The 22,617-nt window shown below is 59.9% G+C and carries 20 protein-coding genes and 3 pseudogenes; 13 read left to right on the top strand and 10 right to left on the bottom strand.

All coding sequences use genetic code 11. The features are described 5' to 3' along the window. Positions 1-8 precede the first annotated feature (8 nt). Positions 9-224, top strand: coding sequence for an EAL domain-containing protein (locus tag ACYZT3_RS16375; RefSeq protein ID WP_462030296.1), 216 nt, complete (start codon positions 9-11; stop codon positions 222-224). Between the two features lie 128 nt (positions 225-352). Here the strand turns inward: ACYZT3_RS16375 and ACYZT3_RS16370 are convergent, their stop codons facing one another. After that, positions 353-1,387 (bottom strand): sensor domain-containing diguanylate cyclase, encoded by a 1,035-nt coding sequence (locus ACYZT3_RS16370; protein ID WP_282375894.1) that lies wholly within the window; start codon positions 1,385-1,387, stop codon positions 353-355. A gap of 353 nt (positions 1,388-1,740) precedes the next feature. Between ACYZT3_RS16370 and ACYZT3_RS16365 the strand changes: the two genes are divergently transcribed. Next, positions 1,741-2,337: an eCIS core domain-containing protein gene (locus tag ACYZT3_RS16365; protein ID WP_462030295.1), complete on the top strand. Its 597-nt coding sequence runs from the start codon at positions 1,741-1,743 to the stop codon at positions 2,335-2,337. A gap of 74 nt (positions 2,338-2,411) precedes the next feature. Continuing rightward, positions 2,412-3,145 (top strand): annotated as a pseudogene (locus ACYZT3_RS16360) (transposase); the annotation flags it as partial. A 644-nt stretch (positions 3,146-3,789) separates the two neighbouring features. On the opposite strand, the gene ACYZT3_RS16355 reads toward ACYZT3_RS16360, so the two are convergent. Both ACYZT3_RS16355 and ACYZT3_RS16350 read right to left on the bottom strand, forming a co-directional pair. Continuing rightward, positions 3,790-4,152 carry an OprD family outer membrane porin gene (locus ACYZT3_RS16355; RefSeq protein ID WP_348775345.1) on the bottom strand — a complete coding sequence of 121 codons (363 nt, stop codon included), beginning with the start codon at positions 4,150-4,152 and terminating at the stop codon, positions 3,790-3,792. A 160-nt stretch (positions 4,153-4,312) separates the two neighbouring features. Beyond that, positions 4,313-5,212: a LysR family transcriptional regulator gene (locus tag ACYZT3_RS16350; protein ID WP_282375892.1), complete on the bottom strand. Its 900-nt coding sequence runs from the start codon at positions 5,210-5,212 to the stop codon at positions 4,313-4,315. A 107-nt stretch (positions 5,213-5,319) separates the two neighbouring features. Here ACYZT3_RS16350 and ACYZT3_RS16345 point away from each other — a divergent pair, with 107 nt between their 5' ends. The 8 genes from ACYZT3_RS16345 to ACYZT3_RS16310 all read left to right on the top strand — a co-directional run bounded on the left by ACYZT3_RS16345 (position 5,320) and on the right by ACYZT3_RS16310 (position 14,730). Next, positions 5,320-6,489 (top strand): MFS transporter, encoded by a 1,170-nt coding sequence (locus ACYZT3_RS16345; protein ID WP_282375891.1) that lies wholly within the window; start codon positions 5,320-5,322, stop codon positions 6,487-6,489. A 39-nt stretch (positions 6,490-6,528) separates the two neighbouring features. After that, complete coding sequence (locus tag ACYZT3_RS16340) at positions 6,529-7,359, top strand: hypothetical protein (RefSeq protein ID WP_462030294.1); 831 nt, start codon at positions 6,529-6,531, stop codon at positions 7,357-7,359. A gap of 165 nt (positions 7,360-7,524) precedes the next feature. After that, a complete protein-coding gene (locus ACYZT3_RS16335) occupies positions 7,525-8,766 on the top strand; it encodes an ATP-grasp domain-containing protein (protein ID WP_282375889.1) in 1,242 nt (413 codons plus the stop codon). A gap of 87 nt (positions 8,767-8,853) precedes the next feature. Next, complete coding sequence (locus tag ACYZT3_RS16330) at positions 8,854-9,888, top strand: AbrB family transcriptional regulator (RefSeq protein WP_282375888.1); 1,035 nt, start codon at positions 8,854-8,856, stop codon at positions 9,886-9,888. 38 nt (positions 9,889-9,926) lie between these two features. Next, a complete protein-coding gene (gene dmpG / locus ACYZT3_RS16325) occupies positions 9,927-10,934 on the top strand; it encodes a 4-hydroxy-2-oxovalerate aldolase (protein WP_462030293.1) in 1,008 nt (335 codons plus the stop codon). Between the two features lie 16 nt (positions 10,935-10,950). Next, positions 10,951-11,829, top strand: a complete 879-nt coding sequence (locus ACYZT3_RS16320; protein WP_282375886.1) for an acetaldehyde dehydrogenase (acetylating) — start codon at positions 10,951-10,953, stop codon at positions 11,827-11,829. A gap of 23 nt (positions 11,830-11,852) precedes the next feature. Next, entirely contained in the window at positions 11,853-13,040 is a 1,188-nt protein-coding gene (locus tag ACYZT3_RS16315) for an aminotransferase class I/II-fold pyridoxal phosphate-dependent enzyme (RefSeq protein WP_282375885.1), read from the top strand. Between the two features lie 166 nt (positions 13,041-13,206). Further along, on the top strand, positions 13,207-14,730 hold the full coding sequence (locus tag ACYZT3_RS16310; protein WP_462030292.1) for an FAD/NAD(P)-binding protein: 1,524 nt from the start codon (positions 13,207-13,209) through the stop codon (positions 14,728-14,730). 92 nt (positions 14,731-14,822) lie between these two features. Here the strand turns inward: ACYZT3_RS16310 and ACYZT3_RS16305 are convergent. Next, positions 14,823-15,050 (bottom strand): annotated as a pseudogene (locus ACYZT3_RS16305) (GNAT family N-acetyltransferase); the annotation flags it as partial. Positions 15,051-15,064: 14 nt separating this feature from the next. On the opposite strand from ACYZT3_RS16305, the pseudogene ACYZT3_RS16300 reads away from it, so the two are divergent. Next, a pseudogene (locus ACYZT3_RS16300) lies at positions 15,065-15,352 on the top strand (DUF6124 family protein); the annotation flags it as partial. A gap of 67 nt (positions 15,353-15,419) precedes the next feature. On the opposite strand, the gene ACYZT3_RS16295 reads toward ACYZT3_RS16300, so the two are convergent. The 4 genes from ACYZT3_RS16295 to ACYZT3_RS16280 are packed head-to-tail and all read right to left on the bottom strand — an operon-like array spanning position 15,420 to position 20,980. Beyond that, positions 15,420-16,985 (bottom strand): amino acid permease, encoded by a 1,566-nt coding sequence (locus tag ACYZT3_RS16295; protein ID WP_282375884.1) that lies wholly within the window; start codon positions 16,983-16,985, stop codon positions 15,420-15,422. Between the two features lie 58 nt (positions 16,986-17,043). After that, positions 17,044-18,204 (bottom strand): iron-containing alcohol dehydrogenase, encoded by a 1,161-nt coding sequence (locus ACYZT3_RS16290; RefSeq protein WP_462030291.1) that lies wholly within the window; start codon positions 18,202-18,204, stop codon positions 17,044-17,046. Between the two features lie 3 nt (positions 18,205-18,207). Continuing rightward, positions 18,208-19,599 (bottom strand): aldehyde dehydrogenase family protein, encoded by a 1,392-nt coding sequence (locus ACYZT3_RS16285; RefSeq protein ID WP_462030290.1) that lies wholly within the window; start codon positions 19,597-19,599, stop codon positions 18,208-18,210. A 7-nt stretch (positions 19,600-19,606) separates the two neighbouring features. Continuing rightward, on the bottom strand, positions 19,607-20,980 hold the full coding sequence (locus ACYZT3_RS16280; RefSeq protein ID WP_282375880.1) for a glutamine synthetase family protein: 1,374 nt from the start codon (positions 20,978-20,980) through the stop codon (positions 19,607-19,609). A 196-nt stretch (positions 20,981-21,176) separates the two neighbouring features. On the opposite strand from ACYZT3_RS16280, the gene ACYZT3_RS16275 reads away from it, so the two are divergent. Then, positions 21,177-21,494 (top strand): carboxymuconolactone decarboxylase family protein, encoded by a 318-nt coding sequence (locus tag ACYZT3_RS16275; protein WP_282375879.1) that lies wholly within the window; start codon positions 21,177-21,179, stop codon positions 21,492-21,494. 25 nt (positions 21,495-21,519) lie between these two features. Here ACYZT3_RS16275 and ACYZT3_RS16270 read toward each other — a convergent pair whose 3' ends face one another. Next, on the bottom strand, positions 21,520-22,116 hold the full coding sequence (locus tag ACYZT3_RS16270) for a cytochrome c3 family protein (protein ID WP_282375878.1): 597 nt from the start codon (positions 22,114-22,116) through the stop codon (positions 21,520-21,522). Positions 22,117-22,125: 9 nt separating this feature from the next. After that, on the bottom strand, positions 22,126-22,611 hold the full coding sequence (locus ACYZT3_RS16265; RefSeq protein WP_282375877.1) for a nitrate reductase cytochrome c-type subunit: 486 nt from the start codon (positions 22,609-22,611) through the stop codon (positions 22,126-22,128). Positions 22,612-22,617: the final 6 nt, after the last annotated feature.

The raw sequence follows: 22,617 nt of genomic DNA, 5'->3' as shown, positions 1-22,617 counted from the left end.
CCCTGGCCATGCAAAGCGATCAAGCCAACGAGCTAATCGTACGGAGCGTTGTCGATCGTGGTCACAATCTTGGCTTGGCGGTCATCGCCGAAGGCGTAGAAACAGCCGACGTGCTCGATGCGCTGGGCGGTTACCGCTACGACATGGCCCAGAGTTTTCACGTCTGCCGACTGGTAAGCGCCGAAGCGTTCATGCAGTGGTATGAAGAGCGAGAGCGCCAGTAGCTCAACAGCCTCTCAGCGACTCTGTATACATCCGATGACAAGCGATCCCGTTGCCCATTGAACGCTTCTGGCCGATTGCTGCCTGTCACGATGGGCTGAAATCGACCCAAAGCTGACCTTCGGCGTTCCTACAACCGTTGACGGTTTCGCTGCTGTTTCACCTCATACATCTCGCGGTCTGCCAGCTTTGTGGCCTCGTCCGCAGTCATGCTGCCCGGTATCACCGCCACTACCCCAACACTCGCGCCGGTATAGTGAATATCACCAAGACCGTGGCCCAGCTCATAGCGCCCTATAGTCGCTTTGGAAAGGCGATCCTGAAGTAGTTCGGCGGCATGTCGCATGTCTTTTGCCAAGTCCGAGTGTTCGGATGGAGTACCCAAGGCGATCACGATGAATTCATCACCTCCAGTACGCCCGATGACGTCGCTGGTTCTAAGACCATGCTGCAATTGGGCCGCCACACCGCGCAGTAGCTGGTCTCCTGCCAGGTGACCATGGGTATCGTTGATGGACTTGAACCCATCCAAATCGATGACACCCATTAATACATACTTGTTCTCCCGTTGGGCCAGGGCGAACAGGCGCGCGGCGTCGTTTAGAATGGCACGCCGGTTGGACAGGCCGGTGAGCGGATCTGTCAGGGCCAGCTTGGTCAACTCGGCGTTGGCAGCCTGGAGTCGCTCCACCAGCAGCCCACGTTCAAGGGAATATCCCAGCAACCCTGACAGCAGCATCAGTAAGGGTTCCACTTCAGGAGCGCGGGCCACCTGATCCGAGCTGGCGGCACATACCGTCCCCAGTACTTGCCCATCTTGGGCTCTGATTGGAGCGCTCACGTAAGTTCTGATGCCCAAGGCCGCGGCGGCCTCCGAGTCACTCCAACATTCGGCAACGTTATCCGAGTACATGCGATTCTCGTCCAGCGCCCGCTTGCACAGAGTATCTGTCCAAGGCACGACCAGCCCTTCAGGAATCACCATGTCACCGATGTTGCGTGCGAACTCAACACGCTGGACACCCTCGTCGATATCAATGGTCGTAAGGTAGGTCGACTCCATACCGGTTACCTGGCTAAGCAGCGTCAGCAAGGGACGCGTAAGCTGCTCTAGGGTTTGGGCTTTGGGAATGGTATCGGAGAGAAGAGAAAGTATCTGATCCATCTGGGCGTGCCGATAGCTAAGGAGTGTTTCAATTATCGACTAATCGGCGGAATACTGAACAGTGCTTCATCAAATTGAATGAGGCTGCCAGCGCGCTCGCGTATTCAGGCGGACCTGAAAGTTTTGTGGGAACGGTCCGCTTCTGGCCGATAGCTGCCTGTCGCGACGGGCTGTTACCAGCCAAGAGCTGCCGCGGACGCATGTCTACTAAAGTGGGGGATTCGCAGGAAAGGCAGTCTGTCGCTTCCTGCGATTATCCTGGGGCCGCTTAGTTCGGGACTACGCTAAAGCTATGCGGGTCGTCGATCAATTGTGAACCACTGTTCGCGCTGCGTCCGTCCCTGGAGCGCCCAATGCCGCCCATCACCACGCGCCTGGTGGCGCTGTTTGTTCTTTGCCTGACTCTTGAAGTGCCAGCCCAGAACAGCGCCTGCCCAGCTGGCGAGAAACAAGTGTGCCTGGATGGCTGCATCTGCCTGCCGGACCTTGGACTGATGCTCGGCCCCCTGCCTGATGGCATCTCCCAGATCGCGGCACCTGCCCTGGCGCTGTGGCTGACCCAGGCCCGCGCTGAAGCAGCCAACGCCAGCGTCCACCCCATTCCACCGCACATCCGGGAGCAACTGCTGCGCTGGTACGACCCCAGCATCCTCGATACCGCGCACTACAAAGTTAGCGACAACGGCCAATTCAGTGCCGCCACTGCCATGTTGCAAAACCCCGATGTCGGTGCCGTGACGCTGATTGACATCATCCTCTTCCGGGACGCTCAAACCGCAGAACAGAACACCGCGCTCTGGGCTCACGAACTAAAGCATGTGCAGCAGTTTCAGGAATGGGGGGTAGAAGGATTTGCCCAGCGCTATACGCAAGATTTCAATGCGGTGGAGGCGCCGGCTTATGCCATACAGGCTGAGGTCAGACGGTTGGCGCGGGAAGGGACTGACTGAAGGCCCAGAGTGTGTAAAAACGCCTTCGCGAACACTTGCTATGATTTCTGAGGATTTCATCGCAGGGATCGCCCATGAAGCGCTTTATTCAAGGTGAACATCGAGGCCAAAGCAGAGCCTCGATGACTACGTCAGCGATATCAATCCAGTGCGCGTAGTCGATGTCTTCGTTGATGAACTCGACCTGGTCTCCTTAGGTTTTGCCGGCGCTATTCCAGCTGACACAGGCCGGCCTGCTTACCACCCCGCGATCCTGCTGAAGATCTATATCTACGGCTATCTGAACCGCATTCAGTCGAGCCGGCGCCTGGACCGAGAAGCCCAGCGCAACGTCGAGCTGATGTGGTTGATCGGGCGGTTGATTCCGGACTTCAAAACCATCGCCAACTTCCGAAAAGACAACAGCAAGGCCATCCGAGGCGTCTGTCGCCCGTTCGTCGTGCTGTGTCAGCAGTTGGGGCTGTTTGGAGAAAATCTGGTCGCCATCGACGGCAGCAAGTTCAAAGCGGTCAACAACCTCGACCGCAATTTCACCAGCGCGAAACTGAAACGATGAATGGAAGAAATTGAATCGAGCATCAGCCGTTGCCTGACCGTGCTCGATGCTGCCGATCGACAAGAACCCACCGCCTCCAAGCCCAACGCCGTGCGGCGGGAAGAGAAAATCGCCAAGCTGAAGACGCAAATGAAAGAGCTTCAAGCGATTGAAGTTCAGCTCAACGAGTCGCCGGATAAACAGGCCTCACTGACCGATCCAGACGCCCGTTCCATGATGACGCGCGGCACGGGAATCGTCGGCTACAACGTGTAGGATGCTCTCCTTACTAAATAAGTGAGGGTGCCCGGAAGGCGGTATCGCCCGGTGGGTGCCTGACTGTTATCAAGGTCCGTGCCAGAAACGGTTAAGGCTATATAAATCAGTTGGTTGTGGATTCTTAAACCTCGCGGAGCATTTCGGTAGAGATCGCTTGCGCACTTGGCTGGAGGGCTTGAGAAACCTGGCGTCCAGCGTTGCGGGAGGGCTTTTCACCGAAACAGTTGCGCAACTTCTTGCGCATCATGGCTTGTTGCTATCAATAAGGCTGCTAACGCTTATGCCCGCCTAACGTAAATCCTAAAAACAGATAGAAATGCGTGCTTACCGAAACCCATCTAGAGATGCGCCTTAAAGCATTTGTCGAGTGACCGTATCAAAAGCTGTCGGTAAAGGAAGGACTGCATTCGACCCATCACTGCCGGGCAGAACAGGCAGGCATCGGCTGTGAATTCCACTCTTCGACGCAACAGATTGGCTCAACCCACAACCCGAAGCAGCCCTTGGCGTGGGGGAATGGCCGCTACCCGGTAGCAGCAATCCCGAGCGCTCTTGGACAATTAGCTCGTTCTCGCCCAGAGACATGAGCAGAGCTACAAAATCTGGTCGTTCTACCTTTGGGAACGCGCCATCGACGATCAGGTTTTTCCACAGATCTGGTGCCGTAGCACCGCCGTATTGAGCGATGATTGAGAGGCAATCGCGTAACCCACTGCTGACAGGTCGGTTTCCTGCAGGAAGGGCAGCGCATTTTCGCGCGCATTGTACTGGCAGCCCACGGTGACTATGTGCATGCCGTAGGCGGCGCTGACCAGGGCCGACGTCAGGAGGCTGTCGAGCGGGCCGACGAGCGCCGAACCTTGTTCGCCGGTGTCGGTGTAGTTAAGGGGGCCGGACAGGTTGCAGGCGACGACATCCACGAATTTGGCGCCGGTGATCAGTTTTTGCGTGTAGACGTCTTCCAGTTCGCCTGCCCACCGTCCCATGGTGAACGTCTGCACGGGTGATCTGACGGGAGTTGTTGGACGTATTGTGGCGTGTTGACTCTGATAAGAAAAACGCGAAAGAGGAGAGCAAGAGGGATGGCAATTTTGTCCGGTGAGCGCAGATTTCCAGTGGCGGTGATTGTGTGTCCGGCCGTGCATCCACCACTCAAATCATTCACTTGGCTCGCAGGGTCTGCTCGATGATTTCGACAAATGCCTTGACCAGCGGGCTGCGCTCGCGTTTGCGCGTCAATACCAGCAAGGGTGCGGTGGCCCCGGGTTCGGCCAAGGGCCGATAGGTCACGCCGCGCTTGACCAAGGTCTGGGTGCACTGGGGCACTACGGCGACGCCACGGCCTGCGGCGACCAGGGCGATGATCGAGGTGATCTGCTTGCCCTTCGGTGCGGGCAGGGGGGTCAGCGCCTGGCGCCGATATAGCGCCTTGATGATCTCGTTCAATCCGGAACCGTAGTCGGTCGGGAAGGCGATCAACGGGTAGGCGCTCAGCTCGGCGAGTGTCACCTGTTCTTGCCGGGCGAGCGGGCTGTCACTGGCAATGGCCGCGACCAGCGGCTCGTTGTCCAGGCAGATGGCTTGAATCTCGGCATCTTCGGCGGGCGGCTGCATACGACTCATGCCGATATCCAGACGTCCCTCGATGAGCTGCGACGATTGGGTGCTGGACGCGCCTTCTTCCACGGTCAGTTGCACATCCGGATACGCCGAGCAGAAGGCCTGAATGGTCTGACTGAAGATGTCCGACAGCGCAATCGAACTGGCGTAGCCCACCGCCAGATGGCCAGCGGAACCCGCCGCGAGCTTGCTGGTAATGCTCGCCGTCAGATCGACTTGCTCCAGCACCGCCCGGGCGTAGGGCAGAAAATACCGGCCCTCGGAGGTGAGCGTGACGTTGCGGGTGCTGCGATCGAACAGGCGAAAGCTCAGTTCCGCTTCCAGTGCCGAAATCTGCCGCGTCAGTGGCGGCTGGGCGATGTGCAGGCGTGCCGCGGCACGGCCAAAGTGCAACTCGTCGCTGACGATCAGGAAGTAGCGCAAGCGGCGGAGGTCAATCATCGTCATCCTTGAGGTATCAATCGGTCAGAAATAGGTATTGGATCCTTTCGACGGCCTATCTTATAAAGTTGTTTAAAAAAATTACAATCAATCTTGGGAATCATTGCGTGAGTTGTCCTCGAGTTGCCTTGTTTCTGGCTGGGTGCGCCGCTTTTATCAACCTTTATGCCACTCAAGGTCTGCTCAACGAGTTGGCCGCGGCGTTTCACATTTCCGCCAGGCAAGCGAGCTGGAGCATCACCGTCACCACCCTGGCCGTGGCAATCACCGCCCCCTTTGTCGGCCGGTTGACTGCGCGGGGCGAGCAGCACCGGGTCGTCGCCGTGGCCGCGATATTGCTGGCACTGCCTGCGCTGATGGTGGCCTGCTCGGGCAGTTTCAGCGAGCTTCTGCTCTGGCGAGCGGTGCAAGGCACGCTGATTCCGGTGGTGTTTGCCACCAGCGTTGCCTACATCGGCGTGCGCTGGAGCGGCGGTGACGTGACGGAAATGACCAGCCTGTATATCGCCGGCACGGTTCTGGGCGGCTTTAGCGGACGCTTTTTGACCGGCCTGGTGACCGCGTTCGATGATTGGCGTCTGGCGCTGGCAGTGCTGGCCGGCTTGAACCTGATCATCGGTCTGGGGATTTTCCTGCTGTTGCCGCGCAACCTTCGGTCACCCGTACAAACGCCTGCCGATCGCCAGGCAATGCGCAGCGAATTGCTAAGCAGGCCGTTGCTGGCCACCTACGCCGTGGGTTTCTGCGTGCTGTTCGCTCAGGTCGCGACGTTTACCTATGTCGGAATACACCTGAGTCGGGCGCCGTTTGCGCTGGGCACCGCTGCGCTCGGTTCGATTTATGCGGTGTTCCTGCTGGCACTGGTGGTGGTGCCGATCGCCGGGCGCATGAGCAAGGCCCGGCCTCGCAGTGAATTGGTGAGGGTGGCGGTATGGCTGGGCGTCAGCGGCTCGGTGCTGACCCTGTGGCCATCGTTGTGGCTGATCGTTGTCGGTCTGGCATTCAGTTGCACCGGCGTATTCCTCGCCCAGTCCGCGGCCAATGCCTTTATCACCGCCCATGCCCGGCAAAACAAGGCCGGCGCCGTGGGCGTGTATCTGACCTGCTACTACCTGGGCGGCAGCTTCGGCGCCTTTGTGCCTGGCGTGCTGTGGGAGCAATGGGGCTGGCCTGGCTGTATCGCGTTGATCGCGGTTTTCCAGTTGCTGCCGCTGCTGATCGTGCGGGGTGGTTGGAAGTATTCCCCATTGCCGTCATCGCCGCTCCCGCGCCCGTGAATTCGCCTGAAATCATCATCCAACAAGGAAAAAAGTGAGATGGCCGTGAGTAACCTGCTGACGCTGAAAAGCCAGTTGTTGAACGTGATAGCGCCGGTGCTGGAGCTGATGCCGGCCGGGGTTCTGAAGCAAGCATTGGTGGATGCGTTTCGAAGCCAGGAATCGGAACTGCTGGACATCGAAAGTACGTTCCAGACGCTCACCTCGCGCCGCCATGCTGCGCCGCAGTTGCGCAAGTTCTTTGGCAGTTGGTCGAAAACCAACAACTCGGCCGCCAGTGTGTCCGGCCTGGCCAACCGCATCACGCTGCTGGCGCGCTCCGAGCAGTGGGGCGAAGCGGCGCAACGGCTCTACCGGGTCTGCGGCAGTCTGCAACGGATCACCGACGAGGACCTCGGCGCACTGAGCAACACGCTGCATTCCGAGCTTTTTTACAACATGGCAACGCCGATCTGCGGTGACGATCAGTGGCTGCTGAAAGACAACTGCCTGCCGTCGGCGCAGGCCTTCAAGGACTGGACGGACGCGCGACGCCTGCGTGACCGCGACCTGTTGCAGGGGCTGTTGGTCACCCTGGTTCACGAGGTCTACACCCACGGTGAAGTGGAGTTCATTCATCCGCTGTTCAAGCTATGGTTCGAACGCGACATGGGCGTGCCGCCCGCGAAGGTACGGGCCACTGTTGCCTGGGTCACCGTGCACACCGGCGGCACCGAAAGCAATCACTTCGCCCACGCGGTTGCAGGGGTCGAGGAGTTCGTCGATGTCATGGGCATCGAGGTGGTCAAGTCCGCCGCCCAGGAAATCTTCGGCCAATACCTGCAGCGCAAGGCTGCAGTGATGCGTGAGTGCGGCCAATACCTGGACTGACAGACAACGACCTGAACAGCGCTTGGGAAAGTATCAATAACGACGGAATCGGTATTGGCCTGTACTTCAGGTTTTTATCAAGATACTGAAGCTCCGGATCCGGCGTGGATTTGATGTGCCTGGGGTGGAGATTTACAAACTATGGAAGATTGCAAGGAAAGCCGTATGCAGCTCATTGTTTTTTGCCCGCCGAAAATTCTTCTCCAGCACTCTGCCGCGAGCTGGTCTGCCGCGCTTGGCCAGGGAGGCATGCTGTTGAGCTGCGCCTCGCGATCTCAAGAGATTGCGGCCCATCTGGGCCATACCGTTCGCTTCCAGCTCTTCGACAACTTTAACGACAGCGCGCTGGTCGAGATCGATGTCTATGAGCTTGCACGGGAGCTCCATGCGCCGCTGTGTGTGGCGCTGGCCGAGATCGATGTGCTGCGGGTGGCGCGCATCAATGATCGGCTCGGGATTACGCTGGGTGCCGAGGATCGCGCCTTGTTTTACCGGGACAAGTTCCTGATGAAGCAACGCGCGAGGGACTGCGGGTTTGCCATCGCCGAAATGGCATCGATCAGCAATGCCACGCAAGCGGTTCGCTTCAGCGAGCGCTTCGGTTTCCCGGTGGTCATCAAGCCTCGCGATGGCCGCGGCTCGAACGGCGTGGAGGTACTCGACGACTCGCAGCGGCTGCGGGAATGGCTGGCCGGGCGCACTTCAAGCACGTTCCACAACCTGATGATCGAGAGCTATGTGCGTGGCAGCCATTACATCGTCAATGGTCTGTACATCGATGGCCGTCCGATCCTGGTTTCACCGGTTCGGGTCATGACCTCGGCGCTGGATTTCCTCGGCGGCAAATCACATGACCTGCACATGCTCGACGCCGACAACCCGATGCGCGACAGGCTGGTTCGCTATGCGCGTTCGCTGGTCGAAGATGTGCTGCCATCCGATCCGACCATGCTGTTTCATCTTGAACTTTTCGTGGATGGAAATGACGAGATCGTCCTCTGCGAAATCGCCTCGCGGTTGGGCGGGGTGTTCTTCAACCAGGAGCTGACCCACGCCTGGGGCATTGATCCGCGGATGAGCTTCCTGCGCGCGCTGCATGATCCGTTCTACCGCCCTGAGCCAATGGCCGCGCCGCTGCGGATGGTCGGGCATATCAGCATCCCGCCGCGGGTCGGTCTGCTGCGCGACGTTCCGCAAACCTGCCCGCTCAACGGTGTCCTGGAGTACCGAATTTCCGCCAGGAAGATGACCTCCTATGGCGGCATGGAATTCACCCACTCGGAAATCCTCAACGCCATCGTGGCAGGCCAGGATGAGGCCGAGTTGCGCGACAAGCTGCATCAGGTCGAAGCCTGGTTCCACGAGAGTTGCGACTGGTCGGGCAGCGAAATCGCCGCCGCGACATAGACCTTATCGCACAACCTTTCGACATTAATTGAGCTGACCTTCCTGAGCTGGACGGAATCGTCACGCCCGCAGAAAAGTGGATATCCAATGAAGACTGTGTTCGAAAGCCTTATCCCGATTCCCGTGGCGGCCCTGGGCGCATGGCTCGGTTACATGACCGGGCTTGCGCTTGGTGAGCTGATCGGCGCGATCTGCCTGGTCACGGCGCTCAGCAAAATGGGTGTGCGCATGCGCATGCCGTATCCGTTCGTGGCTACCGTGCAGTTGCTGCTAGGGGTCAGTGTCGGCTCCATCGTCACCGCCTCGATGATGCACGAGCTGACGGATTTCAGCATTCTGGTCGGTCTGCTCATCTGCATGACCACGCAAATTTTCGTCGGCTATAACTGGCTGCGGCGCATGGAGCGCTGGGGGCATTTAGAAAGCCTGCTCGGGTCCATTCCCGGCGCAATGGCGGCGGTGATGACGGTCTCGGGAGAGGAGGGCCCGGCCTCCGGGCGCATCGCGTTCGTGCACATTGTGCGTTTGCTCGCGCTGTTGCTGGTGGTGACGATCATTGCCGGTGGGCACGCCGAAAGCGCGGCGCCGGTGCTGGGCTCGTTTGATGATTACCTTGGCGTGATCCCTCCGGCGATCGCGGCTGTGGTCGCCGGTTATCTGCTGGAGCGCTTCGATGTTCCCGCGCCTTACATGTTGACCGGGCTGATTTGCTCCGCCGCGGTCAACGTCGGTTTTCCTCAAGTCCATCTGCATGTTCCCGATCCACTGGCGATCGTTGCGCTGATCCTGCTCGGCGGTCTGATCGGCATTCGCCTCAAGGACATCACGCTCAAGGATTTCGTGCGCTACATCCGCGCCGGTCTGGTGGTTACTGCCCTGACGTTCTGCACGACACTGCTGGTTGCCTTCGCGTTCAGCAAGCTGACCGGCAAGCCGTTCCTTTCGCTGTTCATGTCGTGGGTTCCTGGTGGTGTCGAGGTGATGACCGCAGCGGCTTTGCTACTCAAGCTCGATCCTGCCTTCGTGATGCTCAATCACGTGGTGCGGATGTCGATCATCCATATTTCGCCGGCGTTCCTGCCCAAACGGCTGCTGCAGGAAAACCCGCAGCCTGAACAGTAATTGCTGCAAAAAACTTCGAATGACAAGGATTGATCTCGATGAGTATTGCTATTCACGACCCAACGCTGCGCGACGGAAATCATGCTGTCTCCCATTCGCTGAGCCTGGAGGATATTGCCTCCTACTGCCAGGCTGTCGATGGCTGCGGCCTCAGCGTTGTAGAAGTCGGCCACGGAAATGGCCTGGGTGCGTCCTCCCTGCAACTCGGACTTGCGCGCTACAAAGACAGCGAGATGCTCGAAACAGCGCGAGCCAACCTGACGCATTCCAGACTCGGCATCCACATGATTCCTGGGTTTTCCAGGCTGAGCGACATCGATACCGCACTGCAGATCGGCGTCGACGTGCTGCGCATCGCGTCCCATTGCACCGAGGCCAGCCTGACCGAGAGCTACATCGAACATGCGCGGGCCAAGGGCGCGTACGTCCAGGGCGTGCTGATGATGACCCACATGGCCAGTCCCGAGACGCTGCTCGAAGAAGCATTGAAGCAGCAGCGCTATGGCGCCAATGCCCTGGTTCTGATGGATTCGGCGGGGCACTTTGACCCGGACAGCGCCCGCGAAAAGATCGGCCTACTGGTCAGGGAGCTCGCCATTCCCGTGGGTTTCCATGGTCACAACAATCTTGGACTGGCGGTCGCCAACTCGTTGGCTGCCGCCCAGGCCGGGGCGACCATCATTGACGGCTGCATGCGCGGATTCGGCGCGGGTGCCGGCAATACCCAGCTGGAGGTGCTGTGCGCGGTGCTCGAGCGCTACAAGTTCGAGACCGGGGTGAAGGTCTTTGACCTTTGCCGCGCCGTCGAGAGCCTCGAGGACTTCGCGCCGGTCAGGACTCCCACGGTGGTGAAGACTGCCAATCTGATCAGCGGCCTCTACGGCGTTTGCAGCGGGTTCGAGAAGCACGTCGCGCGCGCGGCGGCGGAGTTTCGCGTCGAGCCGCGAAAAATCTATGAAGAGCTTGCGCGATGCAACGCCGTGGCCGGCCAGGAAGACCTGATCATCTCGGTGGCCAGCCGCCTTTCTCAACCCGTCGTCGCCTGACTCTGGAACTGAAAAAATGACTTTGAAAACCGCCATCATCGGCAGTGGCAATATCGGCTGCGACATCCTGTGCAAGGTGCTCGTCCATCCGGATCTGGATTGCACGCTGGTTGCCGGTCGCTCCTTGCACTCATCCGGCCTTGCGTTCGCCCGCGAGCGCGGGGTCGCCACCACCGCGGACGGCATCGACGGCCTGTTTGCCCGGATCAACGAATTTGATCTGGTGTTCGATGCCACCTCGGCGGCCGACCATGAAGCCCACGCACCGCGCCTGATCGAGGCCGGGAAAGCGATCATCAACCTGACCCCGGCCTCTCTGGGCGCATTGTGCGTGCCGTCCCTCAACGGCGCGGAGCTGATCGAGGCGAGCAATATCAACATGATCACCTGTGGTGGCCAGGCTTCTATCCCGCTTGCGGCCGCGATCGCCCGGGCTAATCCGAGCGTGCGCTACATCGAAGTGGTGTCCTCGATCAGCGCCGAAAGCGCCGGCCCGGCCACTCGGCGAAACCTGAGCAACTACATCACTACCACCGAGAATGCGTTGAGCCATTTCACCGGCTGCAAAGACGTCAAGGCGATCCTCAACATCAATCCGGCCAAGCCGAACGTCTTTATGCAGACCGCGATTTCGGCGCTGATCGAGACGGTTGATCTGGCCGCCACCCGCCGTGAAGTGGAACGTGCCGTGACCCAGGTGCAGTCTGCCGTGCCTGGGTATCAGGTGATCGTCGATCTGCATTACAGCGAGGGACGCTTGTTCACCATGGTGCGCGTTGAAGGGGCAGGGGACTTTCTCGATCCAAGCGCCGGCAACCTCGACATCATCACTGCGACCGCAACCCACATGGCCGCGCTCATGGCCCGGGGCCGCGTGACCGAACGCGCAGCCTGACTCAGCGTAACGGAGAGACTTTTATGCCTACTCTTTCGCCAGATCTCGAATTTGCACGGTTTTGCCCGATCCTGGGTGTCGTTCAGAAGGTCAGGGAAATGCGGCATCCAGTGATCGATCTCGGTGTCGGTGTGCCGGGTTTTCTTCCGGCGCCGCATATCGTCGAGGCGGCCGTCAAGGCTGCCTGCGAACACACCGGCGGGTATGGCTCGAGCCGCGGAGATGAAGCGCTGCTGGCCGCGTATCTGGGTTACCTGCACGGACAGGGGTTCACCCACTATCGCGAGCAGAATCTGGTGGCCGGCCTCGGCGCCAAGCACCTGTTGTTCAGCGTGCTACGCGCGATCATCCGCCCCGGCGACGATGTCCTCGTATCCACCCCTTGCTGGCCAACCTATTTCGACATTGCCGATCTGGTCGGAGCGGGCGTGGTCAACGTCACCTGCTCGGCGCAAACCGATTTCAAGATGACGGCGCAAGCCCTTGATGATGCCTTATCCGACAAGGTGCGGGTGGTCATGCTGAACTCGCCGGGCAACCCTACCGGCGCCGTGTATTCCGCCGGGGAACTCGCGGCGTTGGCCGAGGTGCTGCGTAAAAAGGATGTCTGGATCATTTCGGATGACGTCTATCAGCGATTCGTCTACGACATGGATCGCTGCCCCAGTCTGCTTTCGGTCGCACCGGATCTGAGCGACCGCATCATCAAGATCGACAGCGTATCCAAGCTCTATGGGATGCCGGGCTGGCGGGTCGGCCTGTTGGCGGCCAGTGAACGGATTGCCGCGGCAGTCACCACGCTCAATTCTAACTCGATCTCGAACATCCCACCGATCCCGGCGGCAGCGGCAGCGGCGGCCTTCAGCGGTGACCAGGCGTTCTCCTACGCAGCAAGAGACCGCTTGCACAGCCAGCGCCAGGCATTGCTCACCGACTTGCAGGGGGCGCCAGACCTGAGGTTCTGCCAACCAGCGGGGGCGTTTTATCTGTTCATGGATATCAGCCAGACCCTGGGCAAATCCCTGCATGGCAGATTGATCGCCGATGACGAGGCATTTTGCGCCTTGCTGCTGGAGGAATACGGCGTTGCGCTGATTCCCGGCAGCTTTTTTGGCACACCGGGTCATGCGCGATTGTCGTACTCCGGCGATGCCGAGCAGGTCAGGTCCGGGGCCGCGCGCTTGAGAGAGTTCCTGTCCGCCATTTCGTGATTACCGGTCTGGCATGGGCGAGGTTTGGCGACGCTGAAGTGACCTGATTCGGCTAACCGCGAGCTGCTCTGCGTTCTTCTGGAGCGGGGAGTGGCTGGTCACTTCACGTCTGCTGCCGGGCTGAAGCACACGTAAGGGAAGCGGTTTTATATAAGGAAGTACTTTGATGAAAAATGCCTTTGCAATCGTCGGCTGCGGCGCGACGGCTATCGCATTCCTGCAACGTCACCTGGATCGCGTCGCTGCATACAACGCACCGGCCGGGACCATTTACCTCTTCGAAAAACGCGAAGACTTCGGGCGCGGTGCGGCTTATGAGGCTGATCTGCAGAGCAACATTCTCAATACCAAGACCGGTTTCATTACGCCCTATCCGCATCTCCCTGGTCATTTCCAGCGCTGGCTGGAGGACCATCCAGGGGCGTGGCGGCATACCTTTCCCGAGTTTCGTCCGACCCCGGAGAGCTTTGCTCCGCGGGCCTTGTTCGGCGTTTACCTGCAGGACCAGATCAAGAAGATCGTATTGCGTGGCGCCTCGCTCGGCTGCCAATTGGTGCTGATGAATGCCGAGGTCTGCGCTATCAATCTGATTGACGGAATGGAGACCGTATGGACGCGATGCGGACTGAGTATCGCCGCGCATAAGGTCTTGCTGTTCTGCGGGCCGTTGGCCACGAAAATTGATCCCGACAAGCACGACGAGCGCGTCCTGGCGACACCCTATCCGGTTGCGCGCCTGCTGAAGACAATTTCCCCGGACGAGCGGGTGGCCGTAATCGGTGCGCGGTTGAGCGCCATCGACACGGTGATCGCGCTGATTGAAGGCGGGCATCGCGAGTTGATTCGCATGCATTCGCGCAGCGGCTATTTCCCCGTGGTTCGCGGAACCCAGGAGCGCGTCGAGCTCAAGCACCTGACCCGCGAGGGCGTTCGCGCGCTGGTCGCGCAAACCGGGCCGTTGCAGATCAGTGATCTGGTCGTACTGTTTCGCAAGGAACTGGCCGCCCACGACCCGGCCTCGACAAGTGCCGTGATCCCACTGCCAGCACCGCCGGCCGACGTCATCAGCTTCATCGAGAACGAGATCAATGTCTCGCAAGCTCCGCGTATCTGGCAGGCCATCCTCTATGCAACCAACGGCTTTATCGAACACCTTTGGCAAGCGCTGGACGACACTGCACAAGCCAGGTTCATGAGCGAGTATTTCAGCTTCTTCATGGCTTACCGCGTCTCCATCCCGGCGGAAAACGCGCGCAAGATCCTCGGTTACCTGCGAAGCGGCCAGTTGGAGTTCGTCCCCGGTGCGTTCGCCGCGCCCGAGCCAGTTGATGTGCCGGGACTGAGCATTCGCGGGGCTGGCTGGGAGCATGTCTATGATCGGGTGATCTACGCAACTGGCTTTCCTCGAGATGCGAACCTCATTGAGTCGACCTTGCTGGGCTCGCTGATCAAGAACGGCACGGCCACCTGTCATCCGATGGGTGGCATCTGCGTCGACCCGGATACCTACCGCATTCAGGGCCGGACGGGCTTGGCACGGCAGATTTATGCGGTCGGCGAGCTAACGGCGGGGCAGTTCTTCTTCACCTCTGCGCTGGAAATCAATGGGCGACACGCCTTCTGTTGCGCGGACGCGATGCAATGGCGCGAAGAAACGCACAGGGTTGAGCGCGTGGAAGAGCATGTCTGAGAAATAGGGCACGGTAGGCACGGGTCTCGAATCCCAGTTCTGTATACAGACGCCGCCCGTGCATTGAATGCCCACACGGTGAGCTTCAGGTCGTCGGCGCCATTTTCGATGGCCCAGTCTCGAACCTGTCGTATAAGCTCGCGCCCGATACCGTTGCCCCAGAACTGCTCGTCTACGCACACTGACCCAATCCGCACCGAATCGAGGGGCTGCATCAGCGAGCCGCTGCTGGATGACAGGCCGGCAGTGATGAACCCCACTGGTTTTTGGCCTACTGCCGCGATAAAGGCAACCTGACCGGGTTGTTCAAAAAACTTCATCCAGTGCGGAAGGTCACGATGCCGCCGAGCGGGCGCTCGATTTCCACTTCCCGTCGATTGCCGACATCAAAGCCACCTCGCGCGCACCCAGCACCCTGTTTTTCGTCGACCCAGAGGCCACCACCGAAACCCTGGTGGTTTATTTGTGCGAGACGCTGTCCTCGGTCGACGTCATGGTCCATTACTTGGTGGATCATCTAGACGGTGGGGCGCGCAATGCCCTGCTGGGCATTTCAAACAGCATCATGCTGGCAGAGATCACGGCGAAACGAGTGCTGGATCAAATCGACCCACCTGCGTAATTGCAGTCCGCTGTGGCGATCGGGGGCAAGTCCCCTCGCCACAGTTTGCTGTTCAAGGCTGTAGCAATCAGCTTCCCGCCTGTTTATTCAACGCCGCTTCAGCCGCCGCAATTTCAGCCTGCCGCTTGACGATCATGTCGCCAATCGGCGGACCCTGGAAGCGTCGGGCTTCAAAGCCGAACCAGACAATAGCCGTCAAAACCAGAAACCCAATGGTGATATACAACGCCCAATCGTTCGGCGGCTGAATGCCGATAACGAAAATAATCACCATCGAGAGGATCGAGAGGATGGCAAACACGGAGTACCAGAAGCGTCCCATGTTCCACGGCCCCATGGTGGGCCACTTCGAAGTCCCGTAGGTAAACAGGCCCAGCACGATGGGGATGACGAAGGAGAAGAACAGGAAGATCACCGTGCAGGACACCACGATGGTATAGACCGGCGTCTCACCGACCGATATCACCGACGATCCCCAGACGAACAACACCGCGAGGGTGGCTCCGGTCCAGATCGCCGCCACCGGGCTGCGAAGGGTAGGCGAGACCGAGGCCAGTGCTTTGGAGAAGGGCAGGCCGCCGTCACGGGAGAACGCGAAGATCATGCGTGAGACCGAGGTCACGGTCGCCAGCCCGCAGAGAAACTGCGAGATGAAAATGGCCACGTACAGCGCCGTTTTTACCGTCGGGTTCACCTGAGTGTCCATGGCCCAGAAAAACACGCTCCAACCATGCTTGGCCGCCTCATCCATGTTCGGCAGCATCAGCACAAACGAACTGAGCATGACCCAGCCAAACAGCAACGACCAGACCACCGACATGACCATGCCGCGTGGCACTGACATGGCCGCATTTCGGGTCTCTTCCGAAGTATGCGCGGAGGCGTCATAACCCGTGATGGTATAAATCGGCAAGAGCAGGCCGAGCATGAAAATCCAGCCGTTCGACACCTGTGGCCATACGCTGCCGCCCGCCTCGCCGGAGTAGTTGCTGAAGGTCCATAACCGGGCGAACTCATAACTGGGCGCCGATATCAGGCAGACGATGGTCAGTGCGAGCGCCGTGGCGAAGATCAGATACCCCGAGAAGTCGGTGAGCTTCGCCGTCAGGCCGATACCCAGGTGGTTACACAAGGCCTGGAGGCCGGTCAGAATCGCCAGAAAAATCACCCGGGTCGTGGTGGTGTCTTCCATCCCCAGAGCCGGTCCGAAGGCGCCGAAAAAGAAGTAATAGGTACCGACGTTAATTGCACCGAGCACGGTGACCAGCCCCAGCAGGTTGAACCACGCGGTCAGCCAGCCGGTAAAGCGGTTACCGAGTATCGAGCCCCAGTGATAGAGCCCGCCAGCGGTAGGGTAGGCTGAGGAAATCTGCGCCATGGCCATGGCGAAGACCCCGGAGATCAGGCAACCGATCGGCCAGCCGATGCCGATTGACGCACCGCCCGCACCCGAGGTGCCCTGGGCGAGTGAATTGATACCACCCGAGAGAATGCAGATGATCGAAAAGGAAATGGCAAAGTTGGAGAAAACGCCCATCCGTCGCGACAGCTGCTGGGCATAGCCCATGCTGTGCAGCACCTTGACGTCATCGTCTTGCGGCGCGCTTGTGCCGGGCTGGCTTGCTGGCTTCATGTTGTGTGCCCCTTGTCAGGTTTTGGTACAGGCCGAACTGAGCCGCCTTAGGCTGCTCCTACAGACGGCCGTGGTAAGCCGCTGCGAAAATTTCTGCCGCGCCATTTCGGGTCAATGGCAGCGGGTTGCCGCCGGCGCAAGGGTCGACAATCGCCATGTCCGCGATCAGGTCGGCCTGCCGATCATCCACCCCCAGCTCAAACAGCGTGTGGGGCACGCCGATGTCCTTGCGCAACTTGAGGACGAAGGCCAGAAAACTGTCGAAGCCGGGCGAGGGCAGACGCAAATAAGCCGCGAGGCGGGTGATGCGCTCCTCGATGGCCGGGCGATTGAACTTCAGGACATAGGGCATGAACACGGCATTGGTCATGCCGTGATGGGTGTCGTACAGGGCACCCACCGGATGTGAGAGGGCGTGCATCCCGCCCAGACCTTTCTGAAAGGCGGTAGCGCCCATCGCGGCCGCCGCGAGCATTTCCGCTCGCGCCTCTAGGTCCGAGGGTGTATGTACGGCTCGCACCAGGGCATTGGCGACCAGGCGCATGCCTTCCACCGCAATGCCTTCGGCCATGGGATGAAAGCCGGGGGCGCAATAGGACTCCAGGCAATGCGCAAAAGCATCCATGCCGGTGCCAGCGGTGACCTTTGCCGGCATGCCAACGGTGAGGGCCGGGTCGCTGATGACCACGCGCGGCATCATTTTCGGGTGGAAGATGATGCGCTTGGTGTGCGTACGCTCATCGATGATCACCGCTGCACGCCCCACCTCGGAGCCGGTACCCGCCGTGGTCGGCACCGCAATGATCGGGGCGATGCTGCTTTCGTCGGCGCGTGTCCAATAGTCGCCGATGTCTTCGAAATCCCAGACCGGGCGGGTCTGGCCGCTCATGAAGGCGATGAGCTTGCCCATGTCCAGGCCGCTGCCACCGCCGAAGGCGACCACGCCATCGTGTTTGCCGGCGCGCCAGGCCTCGAGCCCGCCCGCCAGATTGGCTTCGACGGGGTTGGGTTTAAGGTCGCAGAACAGCGCGACGCCAAGGCCGGCGGCGCGCAAGGCATCCAGCGCTGACGTGGTGATCGGTGCACGCGCCAGGCCACTGTCGGTGACCAGCAACGGTCGTTGGATACCTTGACTGCGGCAGATCTCGGCAAGCTCGGCAATGCGGCCGACACCGAAGCGGATGCTGGTGGGGTAGTTCCAGTTCGCGGTCAGGCTCATGGCTCAGATCTCGTGGCGCAAATGGAAGGATTTTGCTCGGGTCAGGTTGTCATAGCCCAGGCGCGACAGCGTGACGCCGCGCCCGCTGTTCTTCACCCCAGTCCAGGCCAGGGCCGGGTCGAGGTAATCGCAGCGGTTCATGAACACGGTGCCGGTGTCGATCTCGTTGCCCAGGTGTTCGGCGGCGGCAAGGTCTTGCGTCCAGATGGAAGCGCTGAGCCCGAACTCACTGTCGTTCATCAGGGCGATGGCTTCGTCGTCGCTGGCGACCGACATGATGCCGACCACCGGGCCGAAGCTTTCCTCACGCATCACTGACATTTGATGGGTGACATCCACTAATACCTGCGGCGCGAGGTAGGCGCTGCCCGGCACGTCGGCAGGAAAATCCTTTGGATCGATCAGCGCCCGAGCGCCCTGTGTCAGTGCTTCGGCGATCTGACTACGCACGAACTCAGCAGCGCTCGGTGTCACCAGCGGACCGAGCGTGGTGGCTTCGTCCAGCGGGTTGCCCAGCACGTAGTGGCGAGTCAGCGCGACGAAGCGTTCGACAAAGGCGGGGTAGATTCTTTCATCGACATAAATGCGCTCCACGGCGCAGCAGCTTTGTCCGGAGTTGAAGAAGCTGCCGTCCACCAGGTTTTCCACCGCGTGTTCGAGGTTGGCGTCTGCGCGGACGTAGGCCGGGTCTTTGCCGCCGAGTTCCAGGCCCACGCCGAGGAAACCTCCGACAGCAGCGTGTTCAATGGTCTTGCCGGCTTCGACCGAGCCGGTGAAGTTCACCTGCTGCACGCGTCCTGAGGCAATGATCATCGCGGTATGGAGATGACTTAGCAGCAGGTTTTGGAACAATCCTTCGGGCAGATTGGCACGACGAAACACCTCGGCGAACCGTTCACCCACCAGCAGCGTTTGCGACGCGTGTTTGAGGATGACGCTGTTGCCGGCCATCAGCGCCGGGATGATCGTATTCACCGCCGTCAGGTAGGGGTAGTTCCAGGGTGCGACGACCAACACCGTACCCAACGGCTCGCGTTTGATACAGCGTCGAAAACCGGCGACAGGCGTGGGTTCAAGCGCTGCCAACGCTTCAGGCGCAATGGCGATCATATGGCGGGCACGCTCTTCGAACCCGCGCAGTTCGCCAGCGCCAAAACGCACCGGGCGGCCCATCTGCCAGGCCAGTTCCGGCACGATGTCAGCCTTCATTGCCAACATCGCGTCCACCGCGGCGCTGCAAAAGGCGGCGCGTTCGCTCAGCGGCCGACGTTTCCATTGCGCCTGGGCAGCTTCGGCAGCCGCCAGCGCCTGGTCAATCTGCGCAGCATCGGCGCAGCGGCGTTCGGCGTAGACCCGGCCATCGACCGGTGAGATGAGTTGAATGGTCGAGGTCATGGTGGTCTCAATAGCGCTCGAAGCCGCGCTGCAGTTCCCAGTCGGTTATCCGCCGGTCGTACTCTTTCTGCTCCCATTCGGCGGTGTGCACGTAGTGGTCGACCACTTCATCACCGAACGCCTCGCGCAACATGGTCGAGGCCTGGAGCGAGGCGCTGGCTTCGCGTAGCGTCTTCGAGACTTCAGGCAAATGCTCGTCGACGTAGGCATCACCCTCGAAGGGCGGCGCGAGGGTGAGCTTCTCGTCGATACCGGCCAGTCCCGCAGCGATCAAGGCGGCGAAGGCCAGATAAGGGTTGAGGTCGGCACCGCCGATGCGACATTCGATGCGGATGGCTTTGCTGCCTTCTGCGCACAAACGAAAGCCTGCAGTGCGATTGTCCCGACTCCACACCGCCCGGGTCGGTGCAAAGGTGCCGGCCTGAAAGCGCTTGTACGAATTGATGTAGGGCGCGAGAAAACAGGTGATGTCGTTGGCATATTTGAGCTGCCCGGCCACCCAGGAGCGCATCAGTTTCGACATGCCAAACTCCGCCTTGGCGTCGAAGAACAGCGGCTTTTTGGCGCTCTTGTCCCACAGCGAATTGTGGATGTGGCTGCTGGAACCGGCGGCGTCATAGCGCCACTTGGCCATGAACGTGATCGCCTTGCCCTGCAGTTGCGCGATCTCTTTGCAGGCGTGCTTGATGATGACGTGGTGGTCGGCCATGGTCAGGGCATCGGCATAACGGATGTTGATTTCTTCCTGGCCCGGGCCCCACTCACCCTTGGAATTTTCCACGGGAATACCGCAGGCCTGCAGATGCTTGCGAATCGCCCGCAGCACCGGTTCCTCCCGGGTGGTCTGCAGGATGTTGTAATCCTCGATGTAGTGACCGGCCGTCTTCGGCTTGTGGTAGTTACGCTCGTGGATGGCCTCGTAGCTCTCGTCGAACAGATAGAACTCCAGTTCCGAGGCGAACATGCCGGTGTAGCCGCGCTCGCGCAGTCGCTCGACCTGCTTTTTCAGGATCGCCCGCGGGCTGTGTGGCAGGTCGCGTCGATGGTGATGATCGAGCACATCGCAGAGCACCAGCGCCGTGCATTCAAGCCAGGGCACCCGTCGCAACGTGGCCATGTCGGGCTTGAGCACAAAGTCGCCATAGCCTTTGCTCCAGCTGGCCGCGGCGTAACCTGGCACCGGCTCCATGTCGATGTCGTCGGCCAGCAGGTAATTGCAGCAGTGGGTTTCTTCATGGCCGCTGTCGATAAAAAACTCGACCTGGAATCGCTTGCCGACCAGTCGCCCCTGCATATCGACCATGCACACCAGCACGGTATCGATCTCGCCGGAGGCGGCGGCACGTTTGAGTTCGGCTAAGCTGAGGAAGGGCTCGGTCATCACGTCAGTCCTGCGTGAATTGTTTGGGCCTGTCTGAAATAGCTGTTGCAGACGCTCTCCAGAACAAACCAAAACCTGCAGACGCGAGCATCGTGAGCAATGAGCTGATGTAAGCGTAGCCTACTGCCGCAGAGTGCAAGTTTCGGAAATCGAAGGCTGATGATTCTGTTCGCACCTCCCACGCGAGGACACAAAGATGGCAAAGAAGAGAGAGCACAACACCTACCAACGTCTCGAACAGCAGTACCCGGATTACTTGGCCGCAGTGGAAGCCCTGGGTACGGCGGTGCGTCACACCGGCCCACTGGAGGAGATCGTTGTCCAGCTGATCCAGCTCGGTGCCGCGGCGGCCATTCGCTCTGAGGGCGCGGTGCACAGTCATACCCGACGGGCACTGGAGGCGGGCGCTACACCAGAACAGATCCGTCACACGCTGATCTCACTTACCAGCACGATCGGTTTCCCCACCGTCGTTGCGGCCATCAGTTGGACGGATGATGTGATTGAGACGTGAACGAGTTCGCTGAAACGCAGAACGCCTACCAGCCTTTCACGCCACTCATATCGGGTAACTTGTGCGCAATGCCCTTGTGGCAGTCGATGCAAGTGGCTTCACCCTTGGCCAGTGACGTCGAGTGCATGGCCGCGGCGCGCTTGCTCTGCCGGGTAAAGTCCATGAACTCGAAGTTGTGGCAGTTGCGGCATTCGCGAGAGTCGTTGGCCTTGAGCCTTGCCCATTCATGTTCGGCGAGCTCGCGCCGCAGCGTGAGAAATTTGTCACGTGTATCGATGGTTCCGAAAATATTGCCCCAGACCTCCTTCGACGCCTGCATCTTGCGCGCGATTTTATGGGTCCATTCATGGGGGACGTGGCAATCAGGGCAACTGGCGCGCACGCCGGAACGGTTGGTGTAGTGAATCGTGTCCTTGAGTTCGACGAAGACGTTGTCACGCATTTCGTGGCAGGAAATGCAGAACTTCTCAGTGTTGCTCAGCTCGAGCGCGGTGTTGAATCCGCCCCAGAAAATGATCCCGGCGACAAAGCCGCCCAGCGTCAGAAAGCCCAGGCTGTAATAGATGCTCGGACGACACAGGATGCCCCAGTAGTCCCTAAGCAGGGCGAACAGTGCTTTCATGTTGCCTCCTCAGGGTTTCTGCGCGGCGTTGGCATCGTTTTGAAGTATTTTGTCGATGGTCTCGAAGCTGTTTTCCACCAGAGGCAGCACATCTGTTTGCGGCACGTGGCATTGGTTACAGAAGTAACGACGCGGTGATACCGCCGCGAGTGCCTGACCGTCGCGGTCCATGTAGTGGGTGATGCTGATCATCGTCGCCTGGGTCCGTGCGCTGTTGGCCCGGCTGTGACAGGACAGGCACTTGTTGCCGTTCTTGTCGATCTGATAACCGAGGATGGTATGGGGGATGGTGGGCGGCTGGTCCGGGTAGTTGCGTTCGCGCTTCAGGTCTTTGTTTTCTTCGTTGGCAATGGGCGGGGCCGGCATGCTCTGGGTCAAGGTGCCACCGGGCCGGCGCCCATCCGGCCCTGACGCATCGAGGGGGTAGTCGACTTCTGCAGCGATCACCACACCAATCCCAGCGAGCAGGAGCAATGGCAGGATTCGAAAAGGCATGACGGT

The sequence above is a fragment of the Pseudomonas sp. MDT1-16 genome, from assembly GCF_054898115.1.
Note: the sequence above shows the minus strand (reverse complement) of the source record. Positions and strands in the feature narration are given on the sequence as shown.